The 24,242-nt window shown below is 45.1% G+C and carries 18 protein-coding genes; 11 read left to right on the forward strand and 7 right to left on the reverse strand.

What is annotated here, in order from left to right:
* Positions 1-84: 84 nt before the first annotated feature.
* The 4 genes from proB to ACHUFN_RS09795 all read left to right on the forward strand — a co-directional run bounded on the left by proB (position 85) and on the right by ACHUFN_RS09795 (position 3,660).
* Positions 85-1,185 (forward strand): glutamate 5-kinase, encoded by a 1,101-nt coding sequence (gene proB, locus ACHUFN_RS09780; protein WP_394222188.1) that lies wholly within the window; start codon positions 85-87, stop codon positions 1,183-1,185.
* Between the two features lie 134 nt (positions 1,186-1,319).
* Entirely contained in the window at positions 1,320-1,757 is a 438-nt protein-coding gene (locus tag ACHUFN_RS09785; protein WP_394222189.1) for an acyl-CoA thioesterase, read from the forward strand.
* 11 nt (positions 1,758-1,768) lie between these two features.
* Positions 1,769-2,761 (forward strand): D-2-hydroxyacid dehydrogenase, encoded by a 993-nt coding sequence (locus tag ACHUFN_RS09790; protein ID WP_394222190.1) that lies wholly within the window; start codon positions 1,769-1,771, stop codon positions 2,759-2,761.
* Positions 2,758-3,660 (forward strand): DMT family transporter, encoded by a 903-nt coding sequence (locus tag ACHUFN_RS09795; RefSeq protein WP_394222191.1) that lies wholly within the window; start codon positions 2,758-2,760, stop codon positions 3,658-3,660. The genes ACHUFN_RS09790 and ACHUFN_RS09795 overlap by 4 nt, the downstream gene beginning before the upstream one ends.
* 69 nt (positions 3,661-3,729) lie before the next feature.
* Here the strand turns inward: ACHUFN_RS09795 and ACHUFN_RS09800 are convergent, their stop codons facing one another.
* Positions 3,730-4,005, reverse strand: a complete 276-nt coding sequence (locus ACHUFN_RS09800; protein ID WP_394222192.1) for a hypothetical protein — start codon at positions 4,003-4,005, stop codon at positions 3,730-3,732.
* Positions 4,006-4,243: 238 nt separating this feature from the next.
* On the opposite strand from ACHUFN_RS09800, the gene ACHUFN_RS09805 reads away from it, so the two are divergent.
* Positions 4,244-4,750 carry an RNA polymerase sigma factor gene (locus ACHUFN_RS09805; protein ID WP_394222193.1) on the forward strand — a complete coding sequence of 169 codons (507 nt, stop codon included), beginning with the start codon at positions 4,244-4,246 and terminating at the stop codon, positions 4,748-4,750.
* On the forward strand, positions 4,743-5,366 hold the full coding sequence (locus tag ACHUFN_RS09810; protein WP_394222194.1) for a hypothetical protein: 624 nt from the start codon (positions 4,743-4,745) through the stop codon (positions 5,364-5,366). The genes ACHUFN_RS09805 and ACHUFN_RS09810 overlap by 8 nt, the downstream gene beginning before the upstream one ends.
* A gap of 6 nt (positions 5,367-5,372) precedes the next feature.
* Here the strand turns inward: ACHUFN_RS09810 and ACHUFN_RS09815 are convergent, their stop codons facing one another.
* Positions 5,373-5,543, reverse strand: a complete 171-nt coding sequence (locus ACHUFN_RS09815; protein WP_394222195.1) for a hypothetical protein — start codon at positions 5,541-5,543, stop codon at positions 5,373-5,375.
* 170 nt (positions 5,544-5,713) lie between these two features.
* Between ACHUFN_RS09815 and ACHUFN_RS09820 the strand changes: the two genes are divergently transcribed.
* Positions 5,714-7,504, forward strand: a complete 1,791-nt coding sequence (locus ACHUFN_RS09820; protein ID WP_394222196.1) for a winged helix-turn-helix domain-containing protein — start codon at positions 5,714-5,716, stop codon at positions 7,502-7,504.
* Positions 7,505-7,535: 31 nt separating this feature from the next.
* Here ACHUFN_RS09820 and ACHUFN_RS09825 read toward each other — a convergent pair whose 3' ends face one another.
* Complete coding sequence (locus tag ACHUFN_RS09825; protein ID WP_394222197.1) at positions 7,536-9,251, reverse strand: SUMF1/EgtB/PvdO family nonheme iron enzyme; 1,716 nt, start codon at positions 9,249-9,251, stop codon at positions 7,536-7,538.
* A gap of 415 nt (positions 9,252-9,666) precedes the next feature.
* On the opposite strand from ACHUFN_RS09825, the gene ACHUFN_RS09830 reads away from it, so the two are divergent.
* Positions 9,667-10,497, forward strand: a complete 831-nt coding sequence (locus ACHUFN_RS09830) for an alpha/beta fold hydrolase (RefSeq protein WP_394222199.1) — start codon at positions 9,667-9,669, stop codon at positions 10,495-10,497.
* A 171-nt stretch (positions 10,498-10,668) separates the two neighbouring features.
* On the opposite strand, the gene ACHUFN_RS09835 is transcribed toward ACHUFN_RS09830, so the two are convergent.
* Together ACHUFN_RS09835 and ACHUFN_RS09840 are read right to left on the reverse strand one after the other, a co-directional pair.
* Positions 10,669-14,502 carry a translocation/assembly module TamB domain-containing protein gene (locus tag ACHUFN_RS09835; protein WP_394222200.1) on the reverse strand — a complete coding sequence of 1,278 codons (3,834 nt, stop codon included), beginning with the start codon at positions 14,500-14,502 and terminating at the stop codon, positions 10,669-10,671.
* Positions 14,499-16,331: an autotransporter assembly complex protein TamA gene (locus ACHUFN_RS09840; RefSeq protein WP_394222201.1), complete on the reverse strand. Its 1,833-nt coding sequence runs from the start codon at positions 16,329-16,331 to the stop codon at positions 14,499-14,501. The genes ACHUFN_RS09835 and ACHUFN_RS09840 overlap by 4 nt, the downstream gene beginning before the upstream one ends.
* 290 nt (positions 16,332-16,621) lie before the next feature.
* On the opposite strand from ACHUFN_RS09840, the gene ACHUFN_RS09845 reads away from it, so the two are divergent.
* Both ACHUFN_RS09845 and ACHUFN_RS09850 read left to right on the forward strand, forming a co-directional pair.
* Positions 16,622-18,610, forward strand: coding sequence for an alpha/beta hydrolase family protein (locus ACHUFN_RS09845; RefSeq protein ID WP_394222202.1), 1,989 nt, complete (start codon positions 16,622-16,624; stop codon positions 18,608-18,610).
* Between the two features lie 139 nt (positions 18,611-18,749).
* Positions 18,750-19,994 carry a multidrug effflux MFS transporter gene (locus ACHUFN_RS09850; protein WP_394222203.1) on the forward strand — a complete coding sequence of 415 codons (1,245 nt, stop codon included), beginning with the start codon at positions 18,750-18,752 and terminating at the stop codon, positions 19,992-19,994.
* A gap of 148 nt (positions 19,995-20,142) precedes the next feature.
* Here the strand turns inward: ACHUFN_RS09850 and ilvC are convergent, their stop codons facing one another.
* The gene (ilvC, locus tag ACHUFN_RS09855) at positions 20,143-21,621 is read right to left on the reverse strand and encodes a ketol-acid reductoisomerase (RefSeq protein WP_394222205.1); all 1,479 of its coding nucleotides are present in this window, start codon (positions 21,619-21,621) and stop codon (positions 20,143-20,145) included.
* Between the two features lie 157 nt (positions 21,622-21,778).
* Here ilvC and ilvY point away from each other — a divergent pair, with 157 nt between their 5' ends.
* Complete coding sequence (ilvY, locus tag ACHUFN_RS09860) at positions 21,779-22,651, forward strand: HTH-type transcriptional activator IlvY (protein WP_394222206.1); 873 nt, start codon at positions 21,779-21,781, stop codon at positions 22,649-22,651.
* 7 nt (positions 22,652-22,658) lie between these two features.
* On the opposite strand, the gene ACHUFN_RS09865 is transcribed toward ilvY, so the two are convergent.
* Complete coding sequence (locus tag ACHUFN_RS09865) at positions 22,659-24,173, reverse strand: YifB family Mg chelatase-like AAA ATPase (RefSeq protein ID WP_394222207.1); 1,515 nt, start codon at positions 24,171-24,173, stop codon at positions 22,659-22,661.
* Positions 24,174-24,242: the final 69 nt, after the last annotated feature.

Below are 24,242 nucleotides of genomic sequence, written 5' to 3' on the forward strand. Positions count from 1 at the left end.
ACGCAAAAAACTGTAATAGATCGTTTTGTTTCACGCTTTAACTGTCGTATTCTTAACCTCTTGTTTTCTTTTTTTCTTCCCCGTATGAACCGTTTTACCTGGCAACGTGCCGTTATCAAAGTTGGCAGTGCACTTATTGCGCCTGAAGGCAATGAGTGTAGTGGGCGTTATTTACTTTCCCTTGCGCGATTTATTACCGCCAGCAGGGACGCTGGTAAAGAGGTTATCTTGGTTTCCTCGGGTAGTGTTGCTGCAGGCCGCAGCAAAGTAAAGGTTCGCCATAATGCGTCAATTGCAGAGAAGCAAGCGATGGCAGCTATTGGGCAGAATCTTATGATGGCAAATTGGCAACGCTTTTTCGACTTTCCCTGTGCACAGGTATTGTTAACCGCAGATGATCTTCGCGACAGAACTCGTTATGTAAATATTAAAAATACGCTTCGTGAAATCTTAAACCACAGCGCGCTGCCCATTGTTAACGAAAATGACACGGTAGCGGTTAACGAACTAAAGGTGGGAGATAACGATAACTTAGGGGCTTACACTGCGCTTGTTGCCCAAGCTGATACCTTGATTATTTGCTCAGACATTGACGGTTTGTATACCGCCGACCCTAGAAAAGATGACTCGGCAACACTTATTCCACAGGTAGATAAAATTGATCGTTCAATTTACGCCCTTGCCGGAGGCGCTGGTACGTCGGTAGGTACAGGCGGCATGCGAACAAAAATCGAAGCCGCGGATAAGTGCACCAGTAGCGGCATTCAAACCCTTATTGTAAACGGGCGAAAAGGCGAAACATTTGACGCGCTACTTGAAGGTAACGTACCGGGCACCTTGTTTAACCCTAGCAATACCCCTGCTAATGCGCGTCGATTGTGGTTAACACACACATTAAAAACCGCTGGCAACATACAGGTGGACAGCGGTGCAAAAGAGGCGCTGACTCGAAAAGGGGCGTCTTTATTGCCCTCGGGTATTGTTGATGTAACGGGGCAATTTGTACAAGGTGATGCTGTTGAGATTTCCTGTCAGGGAGAAACCATTGCCAAAGGACTGTGTTTATATAACGCAAAGGATTTACGCCTTATAAGAGGGAAAAAGTCGAAAGATATTGCCAGTGTGTTAGGTTATGAGACAACTGATGTTGCCGTTCATCGCGACGATATGGTGCTTTTTTCATAACACTCATTGCCTATGACGCCGAGGGCTGTAAGAGGAAAAGGAAAGCCAAGCTCCGCTAGTGTAATGAATGAGTTTTGGCTGCTATTTGTTAATGCCTGTAGAACTGCAACAAACGCATAAGCTAAGGGATGATCATGACTGATATCACACCTACACTTGCCGACTATCCATTTAAAGTAACGGTAGCCACTCGTTGGCAAGATAACGATGCTTACGGGCACATTAACAATGTGGTGTATTACGGCTTCTTCGATACTGCGGTAAACCGCTTTTTAATTGAAGAGGGCGGATTAGATATACACAACGGCCAAACAGTAGCCTACGTGGTAAGTAGTCAATGCCAATACATTGCGCCAGCGGCATACCCCGAAGATATTTTTGTTGGCCTACGCGTAACAAAAATTGGCCGAAGTTCGGTTACCTATGGGCTGTCTGTGTATGCAGGCGAAAACAAGCGCCGAGTGGCGCACGGCCAATTCGTACACGTTTTCGTGGACAGAAAAAGCGACAAGGCAATTCCTATCCCTGTCAAAATAAAAACGGCCCTAGAATCGATTTGCGACGACGTGTAGGCACGATAACAATGACAAAGCTAACGATCGATGCGCCGCTGGAAAATACAACGCAAGCCTCAAAAGCGCACGTTGTTTTTCTTGATGCGGAAACCCTGGACTTACCAAGCCTAGATACCAAAGCACTACAACAGCTAGATGCAAACGTTACCTTGTTTCAGCAAACCCCAAAAGCCGAAATAGCTCAGCGCATTCGTGAAGCTGATGCGATTTTAGTAAACAAAGTAGTGTTAAACGCTGAGGACTTACAGCAGGCAAAACAGCTTCGTTATATCGGTGTTACTGCCACCGGAACAAACAATATAGACCTAGACTACTGCAAGCAGGCAGGTATAACGGTGCAAAACGTTGAAGGATACGGCACCGACAGCGTAGCTCAACATGCACTGACGTTAACGCTAAACCTTGCCACCAATTTTGTGGCCTATCAGCGTGATGTTCACAATCAGGCATGGTCGGCGTCTTCTCATTTTAGTTTGCTTAATCACCCCGTTGTAGAGCTAGCTGGAAAACATGCGGTTATTGTAGGGCATGGAGAGCTAGGCAAACGGGTTGAAGCGTTATTTATTGCCATGGGAATGAAAGTGAGTATTGCAGGGAGGCCCGGCAAGCAAGACGACCCTCGCCCTACTCTGGCGTCTCTGTTGCCAGAGGCGGACGTAATAAGCCTTCACTGCCCCCTCACTAACGATACCAATAAACTAATTAATGCCGATGTTTTATCACTAATGAAACCTACAGCCTTTCTTATCAACACCGCGCGCGGCGCTTTGGTTGATGAAGACGCATTGCATAACGCCCTAAAAAGCAAGCAAATTGGCGGTGCGGGGTTAGACGTACTAAGCGTTGAACCGCCTCCTGTTGATCACATTCTACTTAAAGAGCCGTTACCTAATTTATTGATAACGCCTCATAACGCGTGGATAGGCAAAGGGGCAAGACAAAAGCTGCTAGATAAAACCGTTAGCCATCTATCCCAATTCTTGAGTGAATCTAGGTCATGAATAACGCTACATTATTCACGCTATGTTGTCTGATTTGGGGTTCCACGTGGATTGCTATTACTTATCAAATTGGCCACACTTCTGAGACGTTTGCCATTGCGCTTCGCTATTTACTGGCGTCGGCCTGTTTAGGCGCTTATTGCATAATAAGGCGCCTACCGTTAAAACTCCCCGCTCACGTACATGTGAAGATGGCCGCGGTAGGGCTATTTTTATATAGCCTTAATTATACGCTGCTGTACATGGCGCAAGCGCATATTATTAGTGCCCTGTTGGCGCTTATGAGCTCGTGCATCATTTACATTAACGTGGTGCTTCGTCGCTGGTGGCTAAAAGAGCCCATCAGAAAAGAAGTGGTGGTGGGCGCTACGTTTGGTTTATTGGGCATTATATGCTTATTCGTGCCCGAGTTTTCCAAGGTGTCGATGGATGCAGCCCTTGCTACAGGCCTTGCTATTGCATTTGTGAGCTTCTTTTGTGCATCTACCGGCAATGTTATTTCTGAGCGCATACTCACGTCAGGTACCCCTGTTATTCAAATGAATTTTTATGCCATGAGTTATGCGATGGTGCTGTTATTTATGACCTCATTAGCCATGCCTGGCGAATTAATTATTCCAACAAGCACCGAGTTTTATGTATCGCTGCTTTATTTAGCTGTCTTTGGTTCAGTATTTGCCTTTGGCGCGTACATGAAATTGCTGAAGCAGATGGGCGCTGACAAAGCTGCCTATGTGGTTTTGGTTTACCCCATGGTGGCCTTGGTTATCTCTACCTTTTTTGAGGGCTACACGTGGAGTGTGTTGTCGGTGGTAGGGGTTGTTATTGTGCTGCTTGGCAATGCTATTGCCATGGGAAAAATTCCACGGCTTTCGCGTCGCCCTGCTATATCCGGCTAGGGCAACGTTTTAAAGAAAAAAAGACAAATGATAAATAGGTTTCCTTGTGAGTAAGTGCTTACATCGAGCCTATTTCAGTGCATTTATTTTTCTATTAAGCTCGTAAGCTGGCTCAGTAACTATTGTTTCTAGCGTCTCGATGCGTTGCATCAACGCTGCTATCTGATCGTCTTTTTCTTGTAACCGCTGTTGCTGTTTATCGGTAACGCTTTTAATAAACGGGTTACTGCATTCTCCGTTCATCCAGTCGTTTAGTCGCCACTGAAACTTTGCATCTAAGTAGCTTGCCAAAAGTACAAGCGATGTAATGCTGCCAATTAACAAAACTAAATTCAATGTAGACATAGTCTTTCCTCACCCGTGTTCAAATTATTCGTTAAAACCTTGCGTACTAAGCGATTTAAAATTTAAGCAAACACCGCACTTATTTGCTGCGGAAGGCTTGCTCTATTAGTGGTAGTCTCAATGTATGAGAAAAAATTACGGGTTCAACTAAAAAAGTTTGTAATAAAAATCAACGTGGGCAGACTGATAGAAATAACACAATAAAATAACAACAGTTTTTGTAACTAGGAAAGTAAATTTGGGGCAGGGTTTCGAAGATGTTTTTGCGCAATACGGTGCACTTTTAAGCCGCGTAGCCAATAGCTACGAAGCATGTGAAGCCATGCAGCAAGAGTTGTTGCAAGAAATTGCGATTGCCGTATGGCAGGGGTTGTCTCGATTTAAAGGAGACAGCAGCGTGAAAACGTATATTTTGAAAATTGCTCACAACCGCGCAGTGACCCACGTAGCAAGGCAAGTTAAGCGGGTAGATACTCATCAGTATGATGAAGACGAAATAGGTTCAGATAGGTTTGTAAGCCACGCCCACTCTCCAGAAGAGGTGTCTAGTCAGCGTCAATCCCTTGAACGCTTGCTGCACGCTGTACGGGCTTTGCCTCTTCAACCGAGACAGGTGCTTACACTGTCCCTTGAAGGGTTAAGTTACGATGAAATTGCAGACGTATGTGGCCTGACTAAAAATCACGTAGGCGTTATTTTAAAACGCGCCAAGCAAAGTGTCATGCAGGAGCAACCGCATGTATAACACAGATAAAGAAAAACAAAAGACACCAACAGCTGTAGCAGAAAATCCGCAGGACGATACGTTGTCCGCACTGTGGCAAGCACAGCCGATAGCAGCTATCGACCTTGAGAAAGTAAAAGCAAACCTAAGCAGCGAACGGAAAAAGCAGCGCTGGTATATGGCTATTGATTCCCTTGCATTTGTTCCTGGCGCTTATTTACTTGTCACTTACTGGGAAACACTCTCTCTCGTAGCACAGACGATATACCTGCTACTGATATGCTCGGCAATACCTTTGCTTGTTTATCAGCTTTGGCTAAGAAGAGTGGCCGCATTTTACAAAGATAATCGTACCTCTGATCACCTTACCCAGCTAACGAAGCAAATTAAGAACAACGTGAAAATCTCATTTATAACAAAACACTCCACGTGGGTGGCACTGTTATTTGGCTTTGCCTTTATTATGGAAAGAATACTTTTCGGCGAACTAACCCAAGAGAAAGTCACGAGAATGATTGCCGTAATGACATCAATGAGCGTGGCGATGCTTATTTGGTTTATCTGGGCGCATAAACGGCAAAAGCGTTTCGAGCGCCAACTCAAAACGCTTGAAGAGATAGCAGATCAGCTCTGTTAGTGGTGACTATGGTGAGGGATTATCGTCAGCCCTTTCACTTCGATTAGTGTCGCAACTCTCGGGTTGCGCTTCGTCCACGTCTTCATTTACGTTTTCGCTGTCGTTTTTTCGCGTCCTGTCGTCACCTAAAAAGAACGGGTAATAGAGATCCAGTGCAAAGTCAGAACGATTTAACACAAAGGTACTCACCATAAAATGCTAGGCTCAGATATTATTGTGAGTATCCAAAGTGTTTTTTTGAATCTGACGAATAAGGTATCATTTGAGTCAATGGATAGCCGCTATTAGACTCATCCATTTTATCGTTTTTAAAACGTTCTATGTCTTTTTAAGGAGTATTAACGATCATGCAGTATCGTTTCAGGGACTACCTTTTTGATTGCCAACAATATTTGTTGCAACAAAATGGACAGGTTATAAACCTGAATGAAAAGCCCGCTAGACTCCTATCTATGTTCATTCTCAATAGCGGAAAAGTACTTTCAAAAGCAGAAATTCTTCAGGAAATCTGGCCCGACCGCGTTGTGACAGACCAAGTTATATTTCAAAACATCAGTCATTTACGTGCTTTACTGGGTGATGATGCTATCAAGACCTATTCGAAACGCGGGTATCAGTGGCAATTAGACCTTGAAAGCGTTTATGAATCGTGTGACGAAGCATCGCTTTATAAAAATTGCGCTACATTATTAAGGTTTTTCAAAACCAGTTTTAAAAAGTACGTCACAATAGTATTAGCTGTGTTCATTATAGCTAGCGGGTTTCTGTTTCCTCAACTAGGTGATATCAATACACCTACCGAGTCGGTTTTCAAATTTAATCAGGCGCAAACCGAAGCCGTTAATTTAGATTTCATCACCGAAAAAAACGTATTGGTTTCTACACAGTCCGTATTTGATTCGCCATACCATAGTTGGGAAAACTTAACCTCGGAGAATACCGAGCTAGTTGTTGCTATACGTTGGTATCCACTGAGTAAAGGTGGAGTGTTGCGCTTTCTTATTCAGGGGGCACAAAGAAGCTGGCATGACTATATTGAGGCTGGCTCGAAAGAAAGTGCTCTGAGTGAAATGTCAACACTACTTCAAAGCCTAGGAAAAACACAGTATTTCAATCACAAGCGCCAACATCTAGTTCTTGCAGAACTTGCGCTTTTATCGGAGCAAGCAACTATAGGGCCCTTGGTTGCACGTCAGAAAATACAACTTCTATTGGCATCAAAACAACTTCGTCAAGCCTCTGCCTTGGTTGCAATGCAATTGTCTGCTGACAACTCAACCTTCTACAAAGGTTTGCTGCTATTACAACAGGCAAGAATCTTCATGGATAATGACCAGTGGGATCAAGCGACCGAAAGTATTAATACCGCTCTTTCCATTTTCAACGATTTACAAATTGAGCATCTTCAAGCTAGAGCTTTAATAGAGTCGTCATGGTTACACTTTGTTGACAGTGCCTTTGTTAAAGCCATGCAGGCATTAAACAAGGGCGCGGCCAAAGCACGTGTAGCTAGAGAGCCGTTGACTGAAGTTGAAGCGCACTTGATTCAGTCATTTCTGGCGTCTAAAGCCGGCCGTGAAGATTTGATGCAAACTCAGCGTAGCCTTGCAAGAGAACTGTTAACTATTCATCAATTGTTGGATGTGCATCATTTGGAGTTAACTTACAATAAGGCCTGGTCTGCTTCTGAGGAAGAAGACGCTTTAGTCTATTATCGACAGATTTTAGACACACCGTATTCGCAGCAATTTGAGAAGCGTTTTTATTCTGCCGCAGACTTTCTCAGAAGTAGTGCTATAAATCATCGGCAGTGGCAATTGGCAGCGTTAAGTGTAAAAGATTGGCAAAGGCAATCTTACCAATATCTTGGAATGGCCATCACAGCTTTTGCTCGTGAATCCTTTCAACGCGCAACCGAGTTTGCAGAAATGGCATTCCAACAGGCAATGGTCAACCAACATCAGGTCGACGCATTAGATGCCGCTCTTCTTATACTTAGAATTCACCGAGAGGCTCCTAATATAAAATCTGCCAGCCGCTATCGAGATTTTATTTCAAAGAGTGCAACTAATCGGTGGCAAAGCATTAACCGAGGAATACTGAGCGAACTTGAACTAGGCCCCATTGATTTGGAATAAATCAATGGGGCCCGATTCGCGGTTAAACAGGTTATATATCTAAAGAGGTAAACTCCAGCCAAACCAAATTCCAATAGTCAAAGCCTGAGCGCGTTACCTTTACTTCTAATGTATGTGAGCCTTCCTCGAGGAAGACGCTATGGCGATCTGAACTCTTGTCATCGACATTTTTGTTATAGTCGATTTTCCCTATTAGTTTGTCGTTCTGCCACAAGCTGAAAAACTCGCCTTGAACGCGGCTTTTTCCCCTGTAGTTCAACCGATATAGACCGGATTTCTGCACATGTATATTAAAAGTGGCGAGAACCGCATTTTGATCAAAGTCATGACTTACTTTAGATATGTAATGTAATTCTGGGCGTCCATCTGTCGGTTTGCGATAAGCTAAGAGTGACCCTTTAAGCTCTGCCATATCTCTCATGGTCAAACGGCCGGGCAATAGATTCTCTGACGCAAAATCAAGAGCTACAGCTTTGCTTGGCAGGCTGGATATGTCTCTAGCATTCGCAACAACGAGATAGCTTGCACTATTTTCGGAGGCTTTTAGCCTTACTGAGTGCTGACTCGCCGGAACAGTCTTCCATTTTTCAAAGTGGCGTCGGTAATACTGCCCAAAGCGATGTGCTTGATGGGTAGTTGAACGATAGATGTCGTAACTCACTGCACGCTTGTCTTTTATGGGTTGCCAACTCAACTCGGCATGACCTCGTTGTAATGAGACCAGTTTCAGCGCTGACGGCGTATCCAAAATCTGTGTCCGATTGGCACGTCTTTTTTGTTGAGCATGAAGTACAGTTTCCTCAAATGCTTTTAAATTAGCGTGTGTTTGCGAGCTATGGCCGTCGGTCGCTAACCTAAACCCCATCAAAGAACTAGCAGAACGAGGTTCTCGGTCAGTACGGGAGCGCAAAGCATGAGGTTGAGGTGGGAAATGCCAGGAGCTACCTCTGTGCGACAAATGTTCACAGCGTTTAAGATCCATTTCTTCGTTCGAACGTTTTTCATATCCTGGGTAAAAACATGTGGCGAGAAGTTGCGACACGTTGCCAACCATGTCGTAAAGACCAAAGGGATTGGGCCGGTATAGCCCTACAATTGAGATATAGGGCTCACCATCATCACAGTTTGTGTGTCCAATAAAGCCTTTATAACTAGCGCCGTATTCAGACGACGCGAAGTATTCACCTGAGTAATCAGCAAAATTTCCATACTTGCAGGCGTTGGTTAAATTTTCATCATCCCCCCAAAAATATCGACTTGATGTATTTCCTTTGGTGGCATACTCCCACTCTTGCTCGCTCGGAAGCCTGTAATTGATTCCTGCTTTTTCAGAGATCCATGATACGTAGGCGTTGGCATCTTTATAGGTAATGCAGGTAACTGGTTGAAACTCACTCTTCAGATAACGATGTTTGTCCCATTTAGCAGACCCAACCTCCGGTCCCCCTAACCAATTTTCATCGATATAGTCATGACAGGTTGCGGGCATCTGATATCCAGTCGATGCGGTGAATTTTCTGAATTCTGCAACAGTGACAGGGTATTTTCCCATCTGAAATGCTTTTACGCTTACCTGATGCATGGGTTTTGTTTCACTGCCCCCATTCTCTGTTCCCATGAAAAACTGTCCCGCCGGAATGTTGACCATGGGAGGAGGGATATAATCAGCGGTTAACCCTGATGTTGAAATTGTGAGTAACGAAAATGCTGTTACGCAAGTTAAAATGTTGCTTCTACTGCAAAACATGAATATTCCTTTGGTTGAATTTAGTTTCACACTACATAGGAAAATTCTTGATGTCCTAACATTGAGCTAATAATTATCTATTAAATTTATTGTCATATATATCAGTTATTTACAGGTTTTTGTGAGCGTTGTGTTCTACGATGACATTGTCACCATTACTGTGAGACAGTGGCATAGTTTACTCGCTATCACCGTACCCAAATGAGTAAGCGCTTGTATCCACAAATTTATTTAAAATAAAAAGACTGCTTCTTCACCGTTTAATGTGGTCAATACACCCACTTTTTGGTCATGAAGGCCAAGTGTATCTCGCTTTAAATCAGTTAGTTACCATCAAGGCCTTTATATATGGGATGTCATAGTTTGGTGCAGAGATTGCTTTAACAAGATTAATTACAACAATAAGGAAAACACAATGAAAACTAATCTTTTAACTGGAATGGTTTTGTCTTTGGCGCTAGTAACTCAAGTCGTGTTTGCGGAAAACTCAACGATAACAAGCAGTTTAATTCAAATTGATGATACGCAATATGAGGTAAAGCAAAGCGACGAGAAAAAACTGACTGTCGTCTTTGAATCCGGATTTGGAACCGATGCTAATGTTTGGAATGGCATTGCTGAGAGCTTATCAGATCAGTTTCAAACAATTTCGTATTCCCGAATTGGCACTGGCAAAACGGTGTCTTCTAAAACAGCATTATCAATCGATGAGCATGTTGCTGAATTAAAAAAGCTTACTGAACACCTTGACGTTGATCACCCGTTTATTTTAGTAGGTCATTCTTATGGTGGTCTTGTCGCAACAAGATTTGCGCGCCAATTTCCAAAAGACCTTCACGCTCTTGTGCTTGTGGAGCCATCGGTATTATCGCAACGTGTCATTTTTAAAAAAATGGATAAAGAACGCATTCAACAAGATGATCAAATGTTAGAAAAGTACATGCCTCCACACTTCATAGAAAGCTACAAAACACTGAAAGCAGAAATGGATACTGCACCCTACAAAGTGTCTCCGCTACCTTCTAACATACCTACACTGCTAATGACTTCTACACAAGTGAGTGAAAAGCCATTTGTGTTCGAGGAGACGGCAAAAGGCAAAGACGCTTGGTTAGCTATCCATAAAAGCCTGATTGCCCCAGTTAGCCACCAAGAACATATACTGTTTAATGATGCGGGCCATAATATTCATTTAGAACAGCCAGAAAAAATGGTGCACGCTATCGTAAATTTTGTTGGTAACTAGATTAACAAAACACATTATACGCTAGTGTTTTCAGCTCAGAGAAAATTACTAGTTGTATTTGGCTCCAGTGCGTATAGGTTGCTTTTTAGTTATGCAAAATGACAAAAAGCACCTTTACGTACTTTTCTTCAAAACATTGCGTAACAATGGACAAACAAATGGTGGCTAACGCTAATGGCTACTAGAAGCTTCGCTACTAGCATTGTTCGCTTCACTTAGCTCGGTGTCTTCGTCCTGGTCATTTTCAGCATCATCTTTTCGCGTTCTGTTGTCACCTAAAAAGAACTCGTAATAGAGGTCCAGTGCAAACTCAGACTGGTCTTCCAAGGTGGTTTGAATAGCCTCTAGGTATAAGCTTGGCAGTAATTGATATTTTAGCGCCAAGTCGGGGGGCAGTTGTCTGCGTCTAAGTGTACTGTTTGCATCGTTGTTACTCAGTCCAACATCAACATTGTACTCTACTGATAATCGGTCGTTAATTTGCCCGGTTACCGACAGCATATTTTCGTTAGTACTTAAACTAAAGTCATCTATGCCCAGCGCGCTACCAACTTGGCCCGTCAGGGTTTTGGTGTTTGATAGACCAAACCCTAGCAACAGTGCGGCGTAGTTAGGGTCTTGCGTACCAGAGTTCGGGCCTGAGCCTGTGAGCAGGTAAGACAGCACGCCTTGCTGATCCATTGACGGTTCAGAAAACAAATTAATACTGGGCGAGTCGGCGGCCCCATCAATGCGAATACCCGCAATAACATCGTCATCGGTTTTTGCTGGGTCGCGAATTGCCTCAATAAGTAACAACGGTTGGTCGATAGGCCCGTTAAACTGCACTTCACCAGTCTGAATGATTAGCTGCTGACCATAAGCACTGTAGCGGCCATTAAGTATTTGAAGGTCGCCAAAGCCCACCAATGCAGGCTGGGTATTCACTCTAATGCCGCCGTGTAAACTGGCGGTAAGGCCAAAGGCCTCTAGCTTTACTTCTTCTGTTTTGTTTTTGTCGATATTAACCAACACTGAAGCGTGAACAATGTCTAGGGGCTCTTCTCTTCTTGGCTCGCCGCGCAAGTGCACGTCTTTTGATGGTGAAACCGCGCTTTCTGGAAGCGATTCAATTTCAATTCGCGCCCATGGAATGTTTACTTCGCCGTTTACGTCTACCTTCTCTCTTGTTGCTGCTATATCGATATTGGGCGATACCCTAAGTCGAATATTAGGTTGTCGAATTTCAAAGCGACTGCCTTTTAAATTAAATGTAGCGCTTGGGTCGGACGACCAATCTAACTCACCTTTTAACGAACCCTTCCCTCCACCGAGTATGAAAGTGCCATCTAGCGAGGCAGTTTGGTCGTTAAGCACCACTTTCTGATTCCAATCAGCTAGGGTGACGGGGGTATCTTGAATATCAATTGCGCCATTTGAGATGGTAAGCTTGCCATTAAGCGCAGGGTCGTCAATATAGCCGCTCAAGGTTATGTTTCCATCAAGCATGCCTGTCAGCGTTCTAATCGCAGGTGAAAGTGGCTTAAAGGGCGCAACAGTAAGCCCCTGCATTACCAATCTGCCATCAAGTGGTATGCGTTCATCGAAAGGGCGTGTGTTCAACGTAAGCGTCGCGTCGCCAATATCTTGGCTTGAAATGAGTGACGTTGATTCAAGCTGGCCCTGTCTAATGTTGCCTTTTGTTTCTACAGAATTGATAGTAAGCGTAAGCGGTCTTGTTTCGCCTATTTGCCATGCAGCGGTACTCATCGATGCAGTAAACGTGGCATCGATGGGATCGTTGGCAGAATAGCTACCTTTGGTTTTAACCGTAAGCGTTGCGTCGGAAGGGCTTGAAACTGCGGTGGGAGCTAGTTCATTTGCCCATAGCCCAATAGGCAGTGCCGTTGCGCTAACGTCCCAGCTTGCTCTGTTTTCCAGATAATTAATGTTTGAAATGCACAGCTCGCCTTCTTTTCTAGACGTCCAGCAGTGTTGTCCAATTTGCGCTGTTACAGGCGCTGTACCAATATCTACGCTAAACGGGCTTGATAGCGTCCACTGGGTGTTGGCAAGTTTTAATGCAGTCTCACTGACTTCACCAATCCAATGATTATTTGTCCACGCGCCTTTTAATGAAAGCGCTATGTTGTTGTCGGGTATAGCAAGGTCAATGTTTGCGTTGTGATCTTTATAGGTACCGTTAATTTTAACTTCACCGTTTAAAGGTCCCTGCTGTGCAGCTGCTGCATTTAAGTTAGACGAGACGGTGATATCGGAAAGCGAAAATGAGCCGTTAGCGCGCGGATTTTGCCAAGGCCCTTCTGCGCTTATGTTGCCGCTCACCCCTCCGGAAACTTCAGGATAAAGGCTAGCAATGGTGTTCACATTAACAGCAATATTAGCGTTTAAGTGTCGTTTATTAAGAACCTGAGCAACAGCACGAATGGTGTTTTTCTCTTGTTCGTGCTCTTGCATAATATTTACGTTCGTCACAAATAAGTCACTAGGGCCTGCGTAAACCGCATTACCCTTCACTATCAGTGGTTTGCCTTGCAGTACCCCTGACACTGTCATATCGCGAAGGCTCATATGAAGCCCTCCGCGCTCTGAATATTGCAAAATACTGTCTATTTCACCGTTAAGCTTCTCAGGTGCATAGGTGCTGAACTGTCGGCCCGATACATTTTTAAGCGTCGTCTTCCCTTCCCAAGCAATGCTCTCGTTTAAATAAAGGGTACCGGTATTAGTTAAGCTACCCTCCAAGGCGCTGATGTTTGCTCGATTCACGTAAATATTGTTTTTCTTAAATACCACATCAAGCGATACGGGCACGTTGCCAATGTCTGGCAAAACTGCCGCACCAGTGCCTTTTAAAAGGTAATCTCCTATGGTGCCGGTAAGCGATAGGCTTCCTTCTTTTAACGTGGTGTCCTCAATAGTTGGAATGGCTTGCTCCTGCCAATTTGCCGTGAATTCAATGGGCAAATTGCTATCAAGAATGTCTGCTACTAAACTCGCTTGAGCACTGACAGCCCCTGTTGCACTTACCGATAACGTTAAATCATCCAAGGCCCCAGACGCTTTGAGGCTTACAGCTTGAGGCGTATTGTTTATATTAGTTTTTACATCAATCGCTATATTTAGTGGAAAGTTGCCGTCTAAGGTAGCGCTAGCCTCCCCTTTTACTTCCCCCTGATCATGCACTACTGTCATTTCTTCAATGGCTACATCGCTTCCTTTGAACGTAGTTTCCAGCAATGAAATTAGCGACACGCGCTGTGTGCTTTCGCCTTGTGCAATTTGAAGATCTTCCACTAACAAGGTGCCAAGAGACACAGGAATTGGCGTTGTAATAGTGGGTAATTCTGGAACCTTGTAGCTTAGTGAATAAGACGTTGGCAACGCCTTATCAGTACTTTTTTCAATGGTAGCTGGAGCTTGAGGAGACGTTGTTGCAACACGTTGACCTGACGAAGTGCTATCGTCTTGTGGGTTTACGGTTATTCTTACCCCTTTTGTGGCTATACTATCAAGTGTTAGCGCACTGCTGCCCTCAAAATCAGCAAGTTCAAGCTCATCTACTTCTATGGTTGCAGCTAGCAAGGCCAGCTTAATGTTGGTTAGGGCTAAATAACTCACATTCACGGGCAGTGGTAAAACAATTTTTCCGCCAGTTTTATCTTCGTTAGGCGTTTCAGGCGCAGCGGAAAGTTGGGTTAGCGTTGCACTCTCAAGCAATATTTCATTAACGCATACGCTTGGTTCAAATAGGCATCGCCACGTAACATCTATGTAAGCGTATTGGGCGGATACGCGCCACTGTGGGTTTTCCCACTGTACATTTTGCACTTCAAGGCTATCGGCAAAACCGCCGTCAATAGCCTCTATAGTAAGGTTTTCAACAAAGGTGTTGGCTAGTGTTTTTATGAAAGGGCCGCCTAACGGGCTAATTAACACCGCGTAAATGGCAACAAGCAAAAAGACGGGAGCCAGTAAAATGGCCGAAAGCGTGCGTTTTCTCATAGCTCAGGCCCCAACATAATGTGTAATTGCCACGTGTTTTCGTCAGGGGCAAACCCTCTTGCAACGTAAACCCGCACGGGCCCAATAGGAGAGAGCCAGTGTACGCCTGGACCTATGCCATAGGTCAAGGTTGTACTGGTATCATTAGTTGCCGTTCCTGCATCGATAAAGGCGGCTAGTCGCCAGTTGTCAGCTACCTGATAGGCGTACTCTACACTTGACGTTAACAGGTATTTGCCGCCTATAGAATCAAGGACCAGTTCTCCGGTTTCAGGGTCTATAACTTCAGCGGTTGGCGAGATCTCTCTAAAATCAAAACCACGTACACTTCTATCCCCCCCCGCGTAAAAACGCAGGCTTGTGGGGACCTCGTCAAAGCTGTTTGTTTTTATCACACCTGCCTCACCGCGCAACGCTATCCTGTGTACATTGCCGAAGGTTCGAATAAACATGGCTTCAACCACCGCTTTTGCAAAATCGATATCAGATCCAAAACCTTCTTTACCCACTTGTGCCAACATTTGAATGTAGCTGCCATCGTTGATGTTAAGCTCGCTGTCTTTATCGCGATAAGTCAACGAGTAGCCGGGTAATACCAGTGATGTGGTATTGGTGCTGAGTTCGCCTTGATCGTACGTTTCCCTAAGATAGGTTATTGAGCCATCGTGTTGCCACGGCGAGTCGTCGCGTTGCCAATAGCGGTGGGCAGACAGAGAAAGCGTTTCACTTTCAAACGACGTGTTGCTGTACTCAATGAACTGGTAACCCGCTTCGATACTTGCGTAATCGCGAGTGATGTTTTTCATTGGTATGCGATAGTCGGCGGTAACCGATTGTTCTGGGCTTGAAACGAAAATGTCTGATGAAACCGAATGCCCTTTACTATTCACCCAAGGTCGCTCCCAGCCTAAGCGAACGCGCGGCCCAGTGTCTGTAGCGGCCCCGACAGCTACATTAAATGCATCGGTAGGCCTGTGAAGCAGCGAGACTTCTATTGGAACAAGCAAGCCTTCGGCCTCACTTACTACGGGGCGCGCGATGACTCGAGTAAAATAGCCAGATTGGTTTAAACTTCGATTAAAGTCAGCAAGGGTTGCAGACGAATAGGCGTCGCCTGTCTTAAAAGGTTTCAGCCGCTCAATGATCGCTTTTGCTTTGTCTTCACCAATTAGGCGTAGTTCGCCAAATTGATATTGAGGCCCGCTTTGCGCAATTAACAGCACGTTAGCTTGCTTTTCGTCGCGTACTAAGTCGAGCCGGGTGGCTTGCCAAAAATAATCAAAATAACCGTTGGAAAGCGCATAGTTAAACATCGATGACTTAAACGACTCGTAAATAGTTTGATTGAGCACATCACCTTCTTTAAGGTTTAACGAATTGAAGCGCTCTCGAAAAGCTTTGTCTTCGCGGCCTGCGCCAATAATTTCGCGGGTCACTTTGTTGATTGTTAACGGCGCATTTAATGTAACGTTTACCGTTACCTTGTCTCCCTCTTCAATAGTTACGCTGGTATCACTATTGTAGAAACCGTATGGCTGTACGGCTTTGGCAACGGTTTCGCCCACTTCGTCCTGCCAGTAGGGGTCAGTCAACAGCGCCTTTTCCACATCAAGGCTGTTTAAGTGCAACCTAACATTATTGCGCAGCTTATCGTCTTCTATACCATTGATAGTATAGGTAATAGGTGTTTGCTCTTGAGAGAAAACGGCGAACGAAAATGTACACGCAACAGTCCATACCAAAACAGCTACGGCTTTGCGTGTTCTAAACATAAATTGTTGGAATAGCTGGTCTTGCAAACTGGCAAGTACGCTCCAAATTGAAGGCATGAAAAGGCAAAATCCTTAAGATAACGCTGAGCTAAAACGCTTACCGATTGGTGGTAAAATCCATATTATGTATGTGGTTTATCATACCACATTTGCATTTTGTATCCGTAAAGTACGACGAGAGATCAAATTATTGCGCCAATTCAGTGTGCTTGCGCTTATTGGTCATAATACGTGCAGGTTCATTTTTGTACATTCGAGTGCAAGTTTGTATACTCAGCAAGATACGTTACTTCGAGGATATTCCTTGAGCTAAGTTCAACGAATAATAAAAATCACAAAGGATTGTTATGTCTTCTTTAAAGGCCCTCTTGCCTACCTCTTTCATTGTTCTACTGTGCCTGTTAATACCTTTTTCAGCGTTCTCTGCTACGTCAGCTGCGAAAGAAAACGGCTACGAAGCGTTTAGTGCTTTACCTACCTATTGGACGCCGTCTTTATCACCCGATGGAACGAAAATCGCTTTTGTTCAAAATGTGGAACAAGAAGAAGCATTTTCTATGTTAGCCACCTTTGATTTGAAAAAAGGAGAGAAGCACTATCTGCTTCGCTCGGACAACGAGCGCGTGAAAATAAACTGGTACAACTGGGTTAATAACGAGCGGTTGGTTGTAAGCGCGCGTTATGAAACGCGGCGTGGTACCACGAAGGTGCATGACACGCGACTGTTGAGCATTAAATTTGACGGCGAAGGCGGTGCGTTTAACCTTGTTGAGTGGGAAAGAATAAAGCGTAGAGCCGGTAACCCTAGCCACGTTCCACAGTTTCACGATGATGTTATTGACTGGCTACCTAACGATCCCGACCATATTTTAATCGCAATAGACGCCGAGGTATTAGGCCTACCTTCCGTTTACAAAGTGAATGTTAATGACGGTGGGGTAAGGCGGCTTATTCGTGGTAAAAAGCGCATTAGAGATTGGCTAACCGATCAACAGCACAATGTACGTATTGGTGTGTCGCTAGACTTTGATTCCGGTGAACGTGAGGTTTTATTAAAAGAAGACGACGGCTGGCGTACCCTTTTCTCTTATAACGCGATGACTGAGAAAGGTGAATACCCGGCTGGCTTTGCAAAAGACCCTAATATTTTATTTTTCAAAGGCTATAAAGGTGATTATCGCGCGCTTTATACCTTGAACCTTACCACCAATGAGCGTACCGAAATATACGCAGATGATGGTTACGACGTTAACGGGGGCCTTATTTACTCTCCGGTAACCAATGATGCTATTGGAGTGCGTCATAATGGTCGTTTTTATTGGGACGAACGGTATGTCGCCTTACAAAATGGTATCGACGCAGGGCTTCCCGATTACGACAACACATTAGTGAGCTTTAGTGATGATGAGCAAACCTACATTGTTTATGCTGAGTCTGATACGTTGCCTGGCGCTTACTTATTAGGGAATCGTGAACAGGGCACATTAGATTTACTTTTTGAGCAATACGCTCAGATAGATTCTACTGTATTGTCAGAACATGAGTTGGTTGAGTACGAAGCACGAGACGGCATCAAGATTGAGGCATATTTAACCTTACCCAAAGGAAAAGGACCGTTTCCCACTATTATTCACCCTCACGGCGGCCCAGGAGCAAGAGACTTTAGCGGTTTTGATTACTGGACCGCTTACTTCACGTCTAAAGGTTATGCGGTATTAAGGCCGAACTTTCGGGGCTCGAGAGGCTATGGTTATAGCTTTGCGCAAAGCCAGATGAAAGGCTGGGGCTTGGCCATGCAAGATGATATTACCGACGCCGCTAATTGGATGGTGAAACAAGGGTACGCTGAACAAGACAACATGTGCATAGTAGGGGCAAGTTATGGTGGTTATGCTGCATTAATGGCGACGGTTAAAACCCCTGAGCTGTTTCAGTGTGCAGTGAGTTTTGCCGGAGTAAGTTCGCTTAAACATTTGGTTATTCATTCTCGACGTTTCATGAACAATGAGTTTGTTAAAAACCAAATTGGCGATGACTATGATGATTTGGAAGCGCGGTCGCCCTACTACAATGCAAAAAGCATCAAAACGCCCATATTACTGGTGCACGGCGATGAAGATCGCATAGTGCCTCCTCTTCATAGCCGATACATGGCTGACGAGCTGGAAGACTACGATAAAGTATTTAAATATGTTGAATTGGAAAGCGGTGATCACCATCTATCAATTCAGCGAAATCGTCATATTTTCTTTAAAGAAATGGATGCTTTTTTGGAACAGTACTTAAAGCCAGCTAAGACGAATGCAACGACTTTGAGTGTGTCTGGGGCACAGTAACCGCCGTTAAAAGCCGTAGTTTCTACGACAAGATTGCCGCGCGCTGGCGGCTTTTTAAACAGATTTCAGGTATACTCTTCAAGGCGTGACAAATTCACGCCTTTTTTATTCCCTCACTTTTATTCATATTCGAGACTTTATGCCCCAGACATCTAATGGCGTATCTGCGGATACCGCAGTAGTGCAAAAGCCCGCACTTGGCCTGGTTGAATTTGTTGCGTTAATGGCAACAATGACATCACTTGTGGCGCTAAGTATTGACGCCATGCTGCCCGCGCTCATTCAAATTGGTGAAGCACTTAACGTAGCTGAGGCCCATCAAACGCATTTGATAGTAACCGTGTTCTTTTTAGGCATGGCATTTGGGCAAATGTTTTTTGGCCCATTTTCAGATAGCCGCGGTCGCCGCTTAACCATTTTGGTTGGGTTATGCATTTTCGCCCTTGGTACGTTCGTATGTATGCTGGCCACTAACTTAGAAACCATGCTGGTGGGCCGTGTCATTCAGGCGTTTGGCGTATCTGGGCCGCGCATAGCGTCAATGGCAATTATTCGCGATTTGTACGTTGGCGATGCCATGGCAAGAGTGATGTCTTTTATCATGATGGTATTCATTCTCGTGCCCATGCTGGCCCCTATTATCGGACAAACCGTAATGGAGCTGTCGTCATGGTTTCATATTTTCACCCTGTTTCTAGTCGTTGCAACTATGGCGGGCATTTGGTTTTTCTCGCGCCAAGGAGAAACGCTACCCAGGGCTAGGCGAAAAAAATTCTCGTGGGCGCAGTTTTTTACCTCATCAAAATTCATACTCACCAACCCTTGCGTAATGGGATATACGTTGGCTATGGGCTGTATCTTTGGTGCTTTCTTAGCGTATTTAAGCGCCTCGCAAACCATTTTTACGGTGTTCTACGATGTTGGCGAATGGTTCCCCTATATATTTGCCACTCTCGCGTTTTCAATTGGGTTGGCTTCTTATTTTAATGGCAAAATGGTAATGCGTTTTGGCATGCGAAAGCTTTGTCGTTTTGCGCTAAAAGGCGTTAATACGTTTGCGGTGATATATCTAGCGTTGTTGTTCGCCTATGACGGTCTCCCTCCTCTTTTTCTTACTATCGGCGTAATGTTTGTAGGTTTCTTCTTTGTTGGCATTTTGTTTGGCAACTTAAACGCCATGGCGATGCAGCCACTAGGCGAAATGGCAGGATTAGGCGCGGCCATTATCGGTTCTATGTCTAGCTTAATATCGGTACCTGTTGCCTTATTTGTAGACAGTTTTTTAAATGGAAACTTAATGCCCATTGGCTGGGGATTCTTGGTGTTTTTTGCCTTGTCGTATGCATCGGTGCGCTACGCTGAGCGTGTTCGTGAGTGCGGTTAGATGATGCGTAAGAAATGTGAGTGGCTGATGCGTGCCACTTTGGACGTAGATTCTGCGTTACGTCAGGCATAAAAAAGCCCGACCAAAATGGTCGGGCAAGAGGGCTTAGTTAAGCACCTAACGACAGAAACTGTCCTAACCACTGTTCTTACACTACTATGGCTTTCATGTCAGTCATGTAGCCACGTAAGGTTTTACCTACCGATTCCACACCGTGTGAGCGGATGGCTTCGTTAATTTCAACAAGGCGTTTGTTCTCTACTTGGTTAGAAGCAGAAGCCAAACCCTTACCGATAGCGCTGGTATCGATGGTAGGCATAAATTTCTCACGCAAAATTGGAATTGCTGCATTGGCAAACAAGTAGTTTCCATATTCTGCGGTGTCTGAAATAACCACGTTCATTTCATACAAACGCTTGCGTGCGATGGTGTTAGAAATTAGCGGCGTTTCATGTAGTGATTCATAGTACGCTGACTCAGGTAGAATACCGGCTTCAACCATTACATCGAACGCAACTTCAACACCACACTTGATCATGGCAACAAGCAAGATGCCGTGGTCAAAGAATTCTTGTTCACTGATTTCACCGTCGTAAGCAGGCGCATTTTCAAACGCGGTTTCACCGGTTTCTTCACGCCACTTAAGTAGGTTCGCATCGCCGTTTGCCCAGTCTTCCATCATAGTGCGAGAGAACTCACCGCTGATGATGTCGTCTTGGTGCTTTTCAAATAGCGGACGCAATAAATCAGTTAACTGCTCAGAAAGCTCAAACGCTTTCACCTTCGCTGGGTTAGACAGGCGGTCCATCATATTAGTAACACCGCCAATCTTAAGGGCTTCAGTGATGGCTTCTAGGCCGTACTGAATAAGTGCACCTGCGTAGCCTGGGTCGATACCATCATCAACCATCTTTTCAAACGCAAGCACTGCAGCAACTTGTTGCATACCACATAAAATGGTTTGTTCGCCCATAAGGTCAGATTTAACTTCAGCCACAAAAGATGATTCAAGTACGCCAGCACGGTCACCGCCTGTTGCACTGGCAAGTGCCTTGGCTTGATCCCAACCTTTTCCTTCAGGGTCGTTTTCTGGGTGCACCGCGATAAGTGTTGGCACACCGAAGCCACGCTTATATTCTTCACGCACTTCAGACCCCGGGCTTTTCGGCGCACACATAATTACTGTGATATCGCTACGAATCTGCTGGCCTTCTTCAACGATATTGAAACCGTGAGAGTAGCTAAGTGTTGCCCCTTCTTTCATCAACGGCATCACTGCCTCTACTACACTTGCGTGCTGCTTATCAGGGGTTAAGTTGTAAACTAAATCTGCCTCAGGAATAAGCTGTTGGTATGTACCAACGGTAAATCCATTACTTGATGCGCGTTTATAAGAGTCGCGTTGCTCATCAATGGCTGCTTGACGCAGCGCATAAGAAACATCTAACCCTGAGTCACGCATGTTTAAGCCTTGGTTAAGGCCCTGCGCGCCGCAGCCTACGATAACGATCTTCTTGCCTTTTAAAAACTGACAACCGTCAGCGAATTCATCGCGTGCCATGAAACGGCAGCGGCCAAGCTGATCTAACTGCTGGCGAAGTGACAGGGTGTTGAAATAATTAGCCATAAAAATTTCCGAACAACATTCATTTTTGTCAATATCAAACGCCGACCTTGGCGTTGACAGACCTCGTCTATGACGACTTGGTATTGAGACTAAAAGATTTCTTTTGTTTTGGAAAATGATATATTTGCAAGATAATATTGCATTAAGTGAAATGTTTATGGATTTTCGCAGCCTTCAACTCTTTAACCATCTTGCCACTAGCCTGCATTTTGGTGTTACCGCAGAAGCCATGTATGTGTCGCCCTCTACGTTAAGCCGCGTGATTCAGCGTCTTGAAGACGAGTTGGGCTGTACGTTGTTCAAGCGAGATAACCGCAAAGTGGCCCTAACCCACAGTGGTCACAAGTTGTTGTCGTTCTCGAAACAGGCGCTGAAAGATTGGCAGCAGTTAAAAGTCGATTTAAAAGAAGACAGCGATGCACTTCAAGGTGAGCTAAGCGTGTTTTGCTCGGTTACGGCTAGTCAAAGCCATTTACCCGCCATGCTGCGCCAGTTCAGGCAACAACATCCTGGCGTTGATATTCGTCTTATTACTGGCGACCCTGCCCTTGCGATTGAAAAAGTAAAAGGCAAGCAGTGCGACTTATCCATTGCAATTTATACTCCTGACATGCCAACCGATTTACACTTCACGGCGCTTGATAATGTGCCCTTGGTACTTATTGCACCAAAACAGTGGCGATTGACCCAGTTGAACCAGCTAGATTGGACGAAACATCAAGTTATTATGCCGGAAACTGGGCCTACCCGTCGTACCGCTTATCACTGGTTTGCAGAGCACGGTATTCGCCCAAATGTATACGCATACGTGGGCGGTAACGAGGCCATTGTAAGTATGGTGGCGCTTGAATGCGGTGTAGGCTTTGTACCTAAAGTGGTACTTGACCACTCTAGTATGGCGAGCGCAGTAACCCAGATAGCGGTAGAAGACATTGAGCCATATGCTCTTGGGCTATGCTGTTTGCAAGATAAGCAAAACGAGCCCCTTATCAATGCGTTTATGCAGCTGAATTTGCATTCGCATGCTTAGCGAGTAACTAGCTGGCGCTTAGCTGTTTAATTAAGTTATCGAGCGCACGATAGCCTAATGCTTCTGCAATATGAGCGCGCGATACAGCGTTTGCGTCTTCAAGATCGGCTATCGTACGCGCTACTTTTAACGTGCGATGAAACACTCGCATAGACAAATTCAGCTGCTTGGCCGCCGCTTGCAGAAAGCGTAAATCAGCGTCATCAAGCAAGCATATATCGGCAAGCTCTCCGGCGTGCAGTGCGCCATTTGGTTTGCCTTGTCGAAGCCCTTGTTTGTGTCTTGTCTTGATAACTTGCTTCCTTGTGTCAAACAACGAGTCATTGGGTGCATTTGCCCGTTCGGGTAAGTCGTAGTCGGGTAAGCGAGGCACTTCTACTTGAATGTCTATCCTATCGAGCAATGGGCCTGACAAGCGGTTTAAGTAGTTCAGCTGTTGCTGTGGTGTAAGCCGGTTGTCATCAATATCCCCTGTGGGGCTTGGGTTCATTGCCGCGACCAGCTGAAAGTTGGCTGGGTATGTTGCACTACCAGAGGCGCGAGAAAGGTGTACGTCGCCGGTTTCCAAGGGTTCTCGCAGCACGTCTAGCGCTTTTCGTCCAAACTCGGGGAGTTCGTCTAAAAACAAAATACCGTGGTGCGCAAGTGATATTTCACCTGGAACTGGGTTGGAACCGCCCCCGGTCAAGGCAACGGCAGAGCTGGTGTGATGTGGCGAGCGAAGGTGGCGAGTCAGAAATTGCTCGGCTTTAAGTTTTTCGCCCTTTACTGAATGGATCGCGGCGACTTCTAGGGCTTCTTCTTCACTCATGTCTGGTAGCAACGACAGCATACGACTGGCAAGCAAGCTTTTTCCAGTACCAGGAGGACCTACCATTAGCAGGTTATGCGAGCCACTGGCGGCAATAATTAGCGCGCGTTTAGCCTGTTCTTGGCCAATAATGTCATCCCACCCAGTAAGCGTTCGAGGCGTAGCATGACTTGTAAATGGCTGACCCTTGGCAAGTTTTTTGTTGCCGGTAAGGTGTTCATAAACAGACAGCAAGTCAAAGGCAGGATAGCGGGTGGCATGAGAAACTAACGCTGCCTCTACGTCGTTGTCACCCGGGTATACTAGCGAAATATCTTCGTTGGCGGCGGTCATTACTACGGGAATTAACCCGTTTACCGGTTTTATCTCGCCGTTTAAGGCAAGCTCGCCCACAAAGGCAATATTTAGCAAGCTGGTGTCTGCGATATAGCCAGATGCTGCTAATATTCCAACGGCGATAGGCAGGTCGAAACGACCGCCAAACTTAGGGATATCCGCGGGGGCCAAATTTACCGTTATTCGCTTAGCAGGAAACTCGAAGCCGCTGTTTATAAGGGCGCTACGTACTCGCTCTCTGGCTTCTTTAACACTGGTTTCGGCCATGCCCACCAATTGAAAGGCAGGTAAACCATTAGCAAGATGAATTTCTACACTTACTTCTGGCGCAGATACACCCTGCCCTGCAAAGGTCTTAACAACAGCCATACCCATAATGTAACTTACTCCTCACTAGTGTTGCGCGTTTTTTCGCAGCCTTTGACATAAAAACTTTAGGCGTAG

Source organism: Alteromonas gracilis (assembly GCF_043642145.1).
Lineage (GTDB): Bacteria > Pseudomonadota > Gammaproteobacteria > Enterobacterales > Alteromonadaceae > Alteromonas > Alteromonas gracilis_B.

Excerpts from the sequence above, each read along its gene's own strand:
- proB (WP_394222188.1), top strand. The coding sequence starts at position 85 with ATGAACCGTTTTACCTGGCAACGTGCCGTTATCAAAGTTGGCAGTGCA.
- ACHUFN_RS09785 (WP_394222189.1), top strand. The coding sequence starts at position 1,320 with ATGACTGATATCACACCTACACTTGCCGACTATCCATTTAAAGTAACG.
- ACHUFN_RS09790 (WP_394222190.1), top strand. The coding sequence starts at position 1,769 with ATGACAAAGCTAACGATCGATGCGCCGCTGGAAAATACAACGCAAGCC.
- ACHUFN_RS09795 (WP_394222191.1), top strand. The coding sequence starts at position 2,758 with ATGAATAACGCTACATTATTCACGCTATGTTGTCTGATTTGGGGTTCC.
- ACHUFN_RS09800 (WP_394222192.1), bottom strand. The coding sequence starts at position 4,005 with ATGTCTACATTGAATTTAGTTTTGTTAATTGGCAGCATTACATCGCTT.
- ACHUFN_RS09810 (WP_394222194.1), top strand. The coding sequence starts at position 4,743 with ATGTATAACACAGATAAAGAAAAACAAAAGACACCAACAGCTGTAGCA.
- ACHUFN_RS09820 (WP_394222196.1), top strand. The coding sequence starts at position 5,714 with ATGCAGTATCGTTTCAGGGACTACCTTTTTGATTGCCAACAATATTTG.
- ACHUFN_RS09825 (WP_394222197.1), bottom strand. The coding sequence starts at position 9,251 with ATGTTTTGCAGTAGAAGCAACATTTTAACTTGCGTAACAGCATTTTCG.
- ACHUFN_RS09830 (WP_394222199.1), top strand. The coding sequence starts at position 9,667 with ATGAAAACTAATCTTTTAACTGGAATGGTTTTGTCTTTGGCGCTAGTA.
- ACHUFN_RS09835 (WP_394222200.1), bottom strand. The coding sequence starts at position 14,502 with ATGAGAAAACGCACGCTTTCGGCCATTTTACTGGCTCCCGTCTTTTTG.
- ACHUFN_RS09840 (WP_394222201.1), bottom strand. The coding sequence starts at position 16,331 with ATGCCTTCAATTTGGAGCGTACTTGCCAGTTTGCAAGACCAGCTATTC.
- ACHUFN_RS09845 (WP_394222202.1), top strand. The coding sequence starts at position 16,622 with ATGTCTTCTTTAAAGGCCCTCTTGCCTACCTCTTTCATTGTTCTACTG.
- ACHUFN_RS09850 (WP_394222203.1), top strand. The coding sequence starts at position 18,750 with ATGCCCCAGACATCTAATGGCGTATCTGCGGATACCGCAGTAGTGCAA.
- ilvC (WP_394222205.1), bottom strand. The coding sequence starts at position 21,621 with ATGGCTAATTATTTCAACACCCTGTCACTTCGCCAGCAGTTAGATCAG.
- ilvY (WP_394222206.1), top strand. The coding sequence starts at position 21,779 with ATGGATTTTCGCAGCCTTCAACTCTTTAACCATCTTGCCACTAGCCTG.
- ACHUFN_RS09865 (WP_394222207.1), bottom strand. The coding sequence starts at position 24,173 with ATGGGTATGGCTGTTGTTAAGACCTTTGCAGGGCAGGGTGTATCTGCG.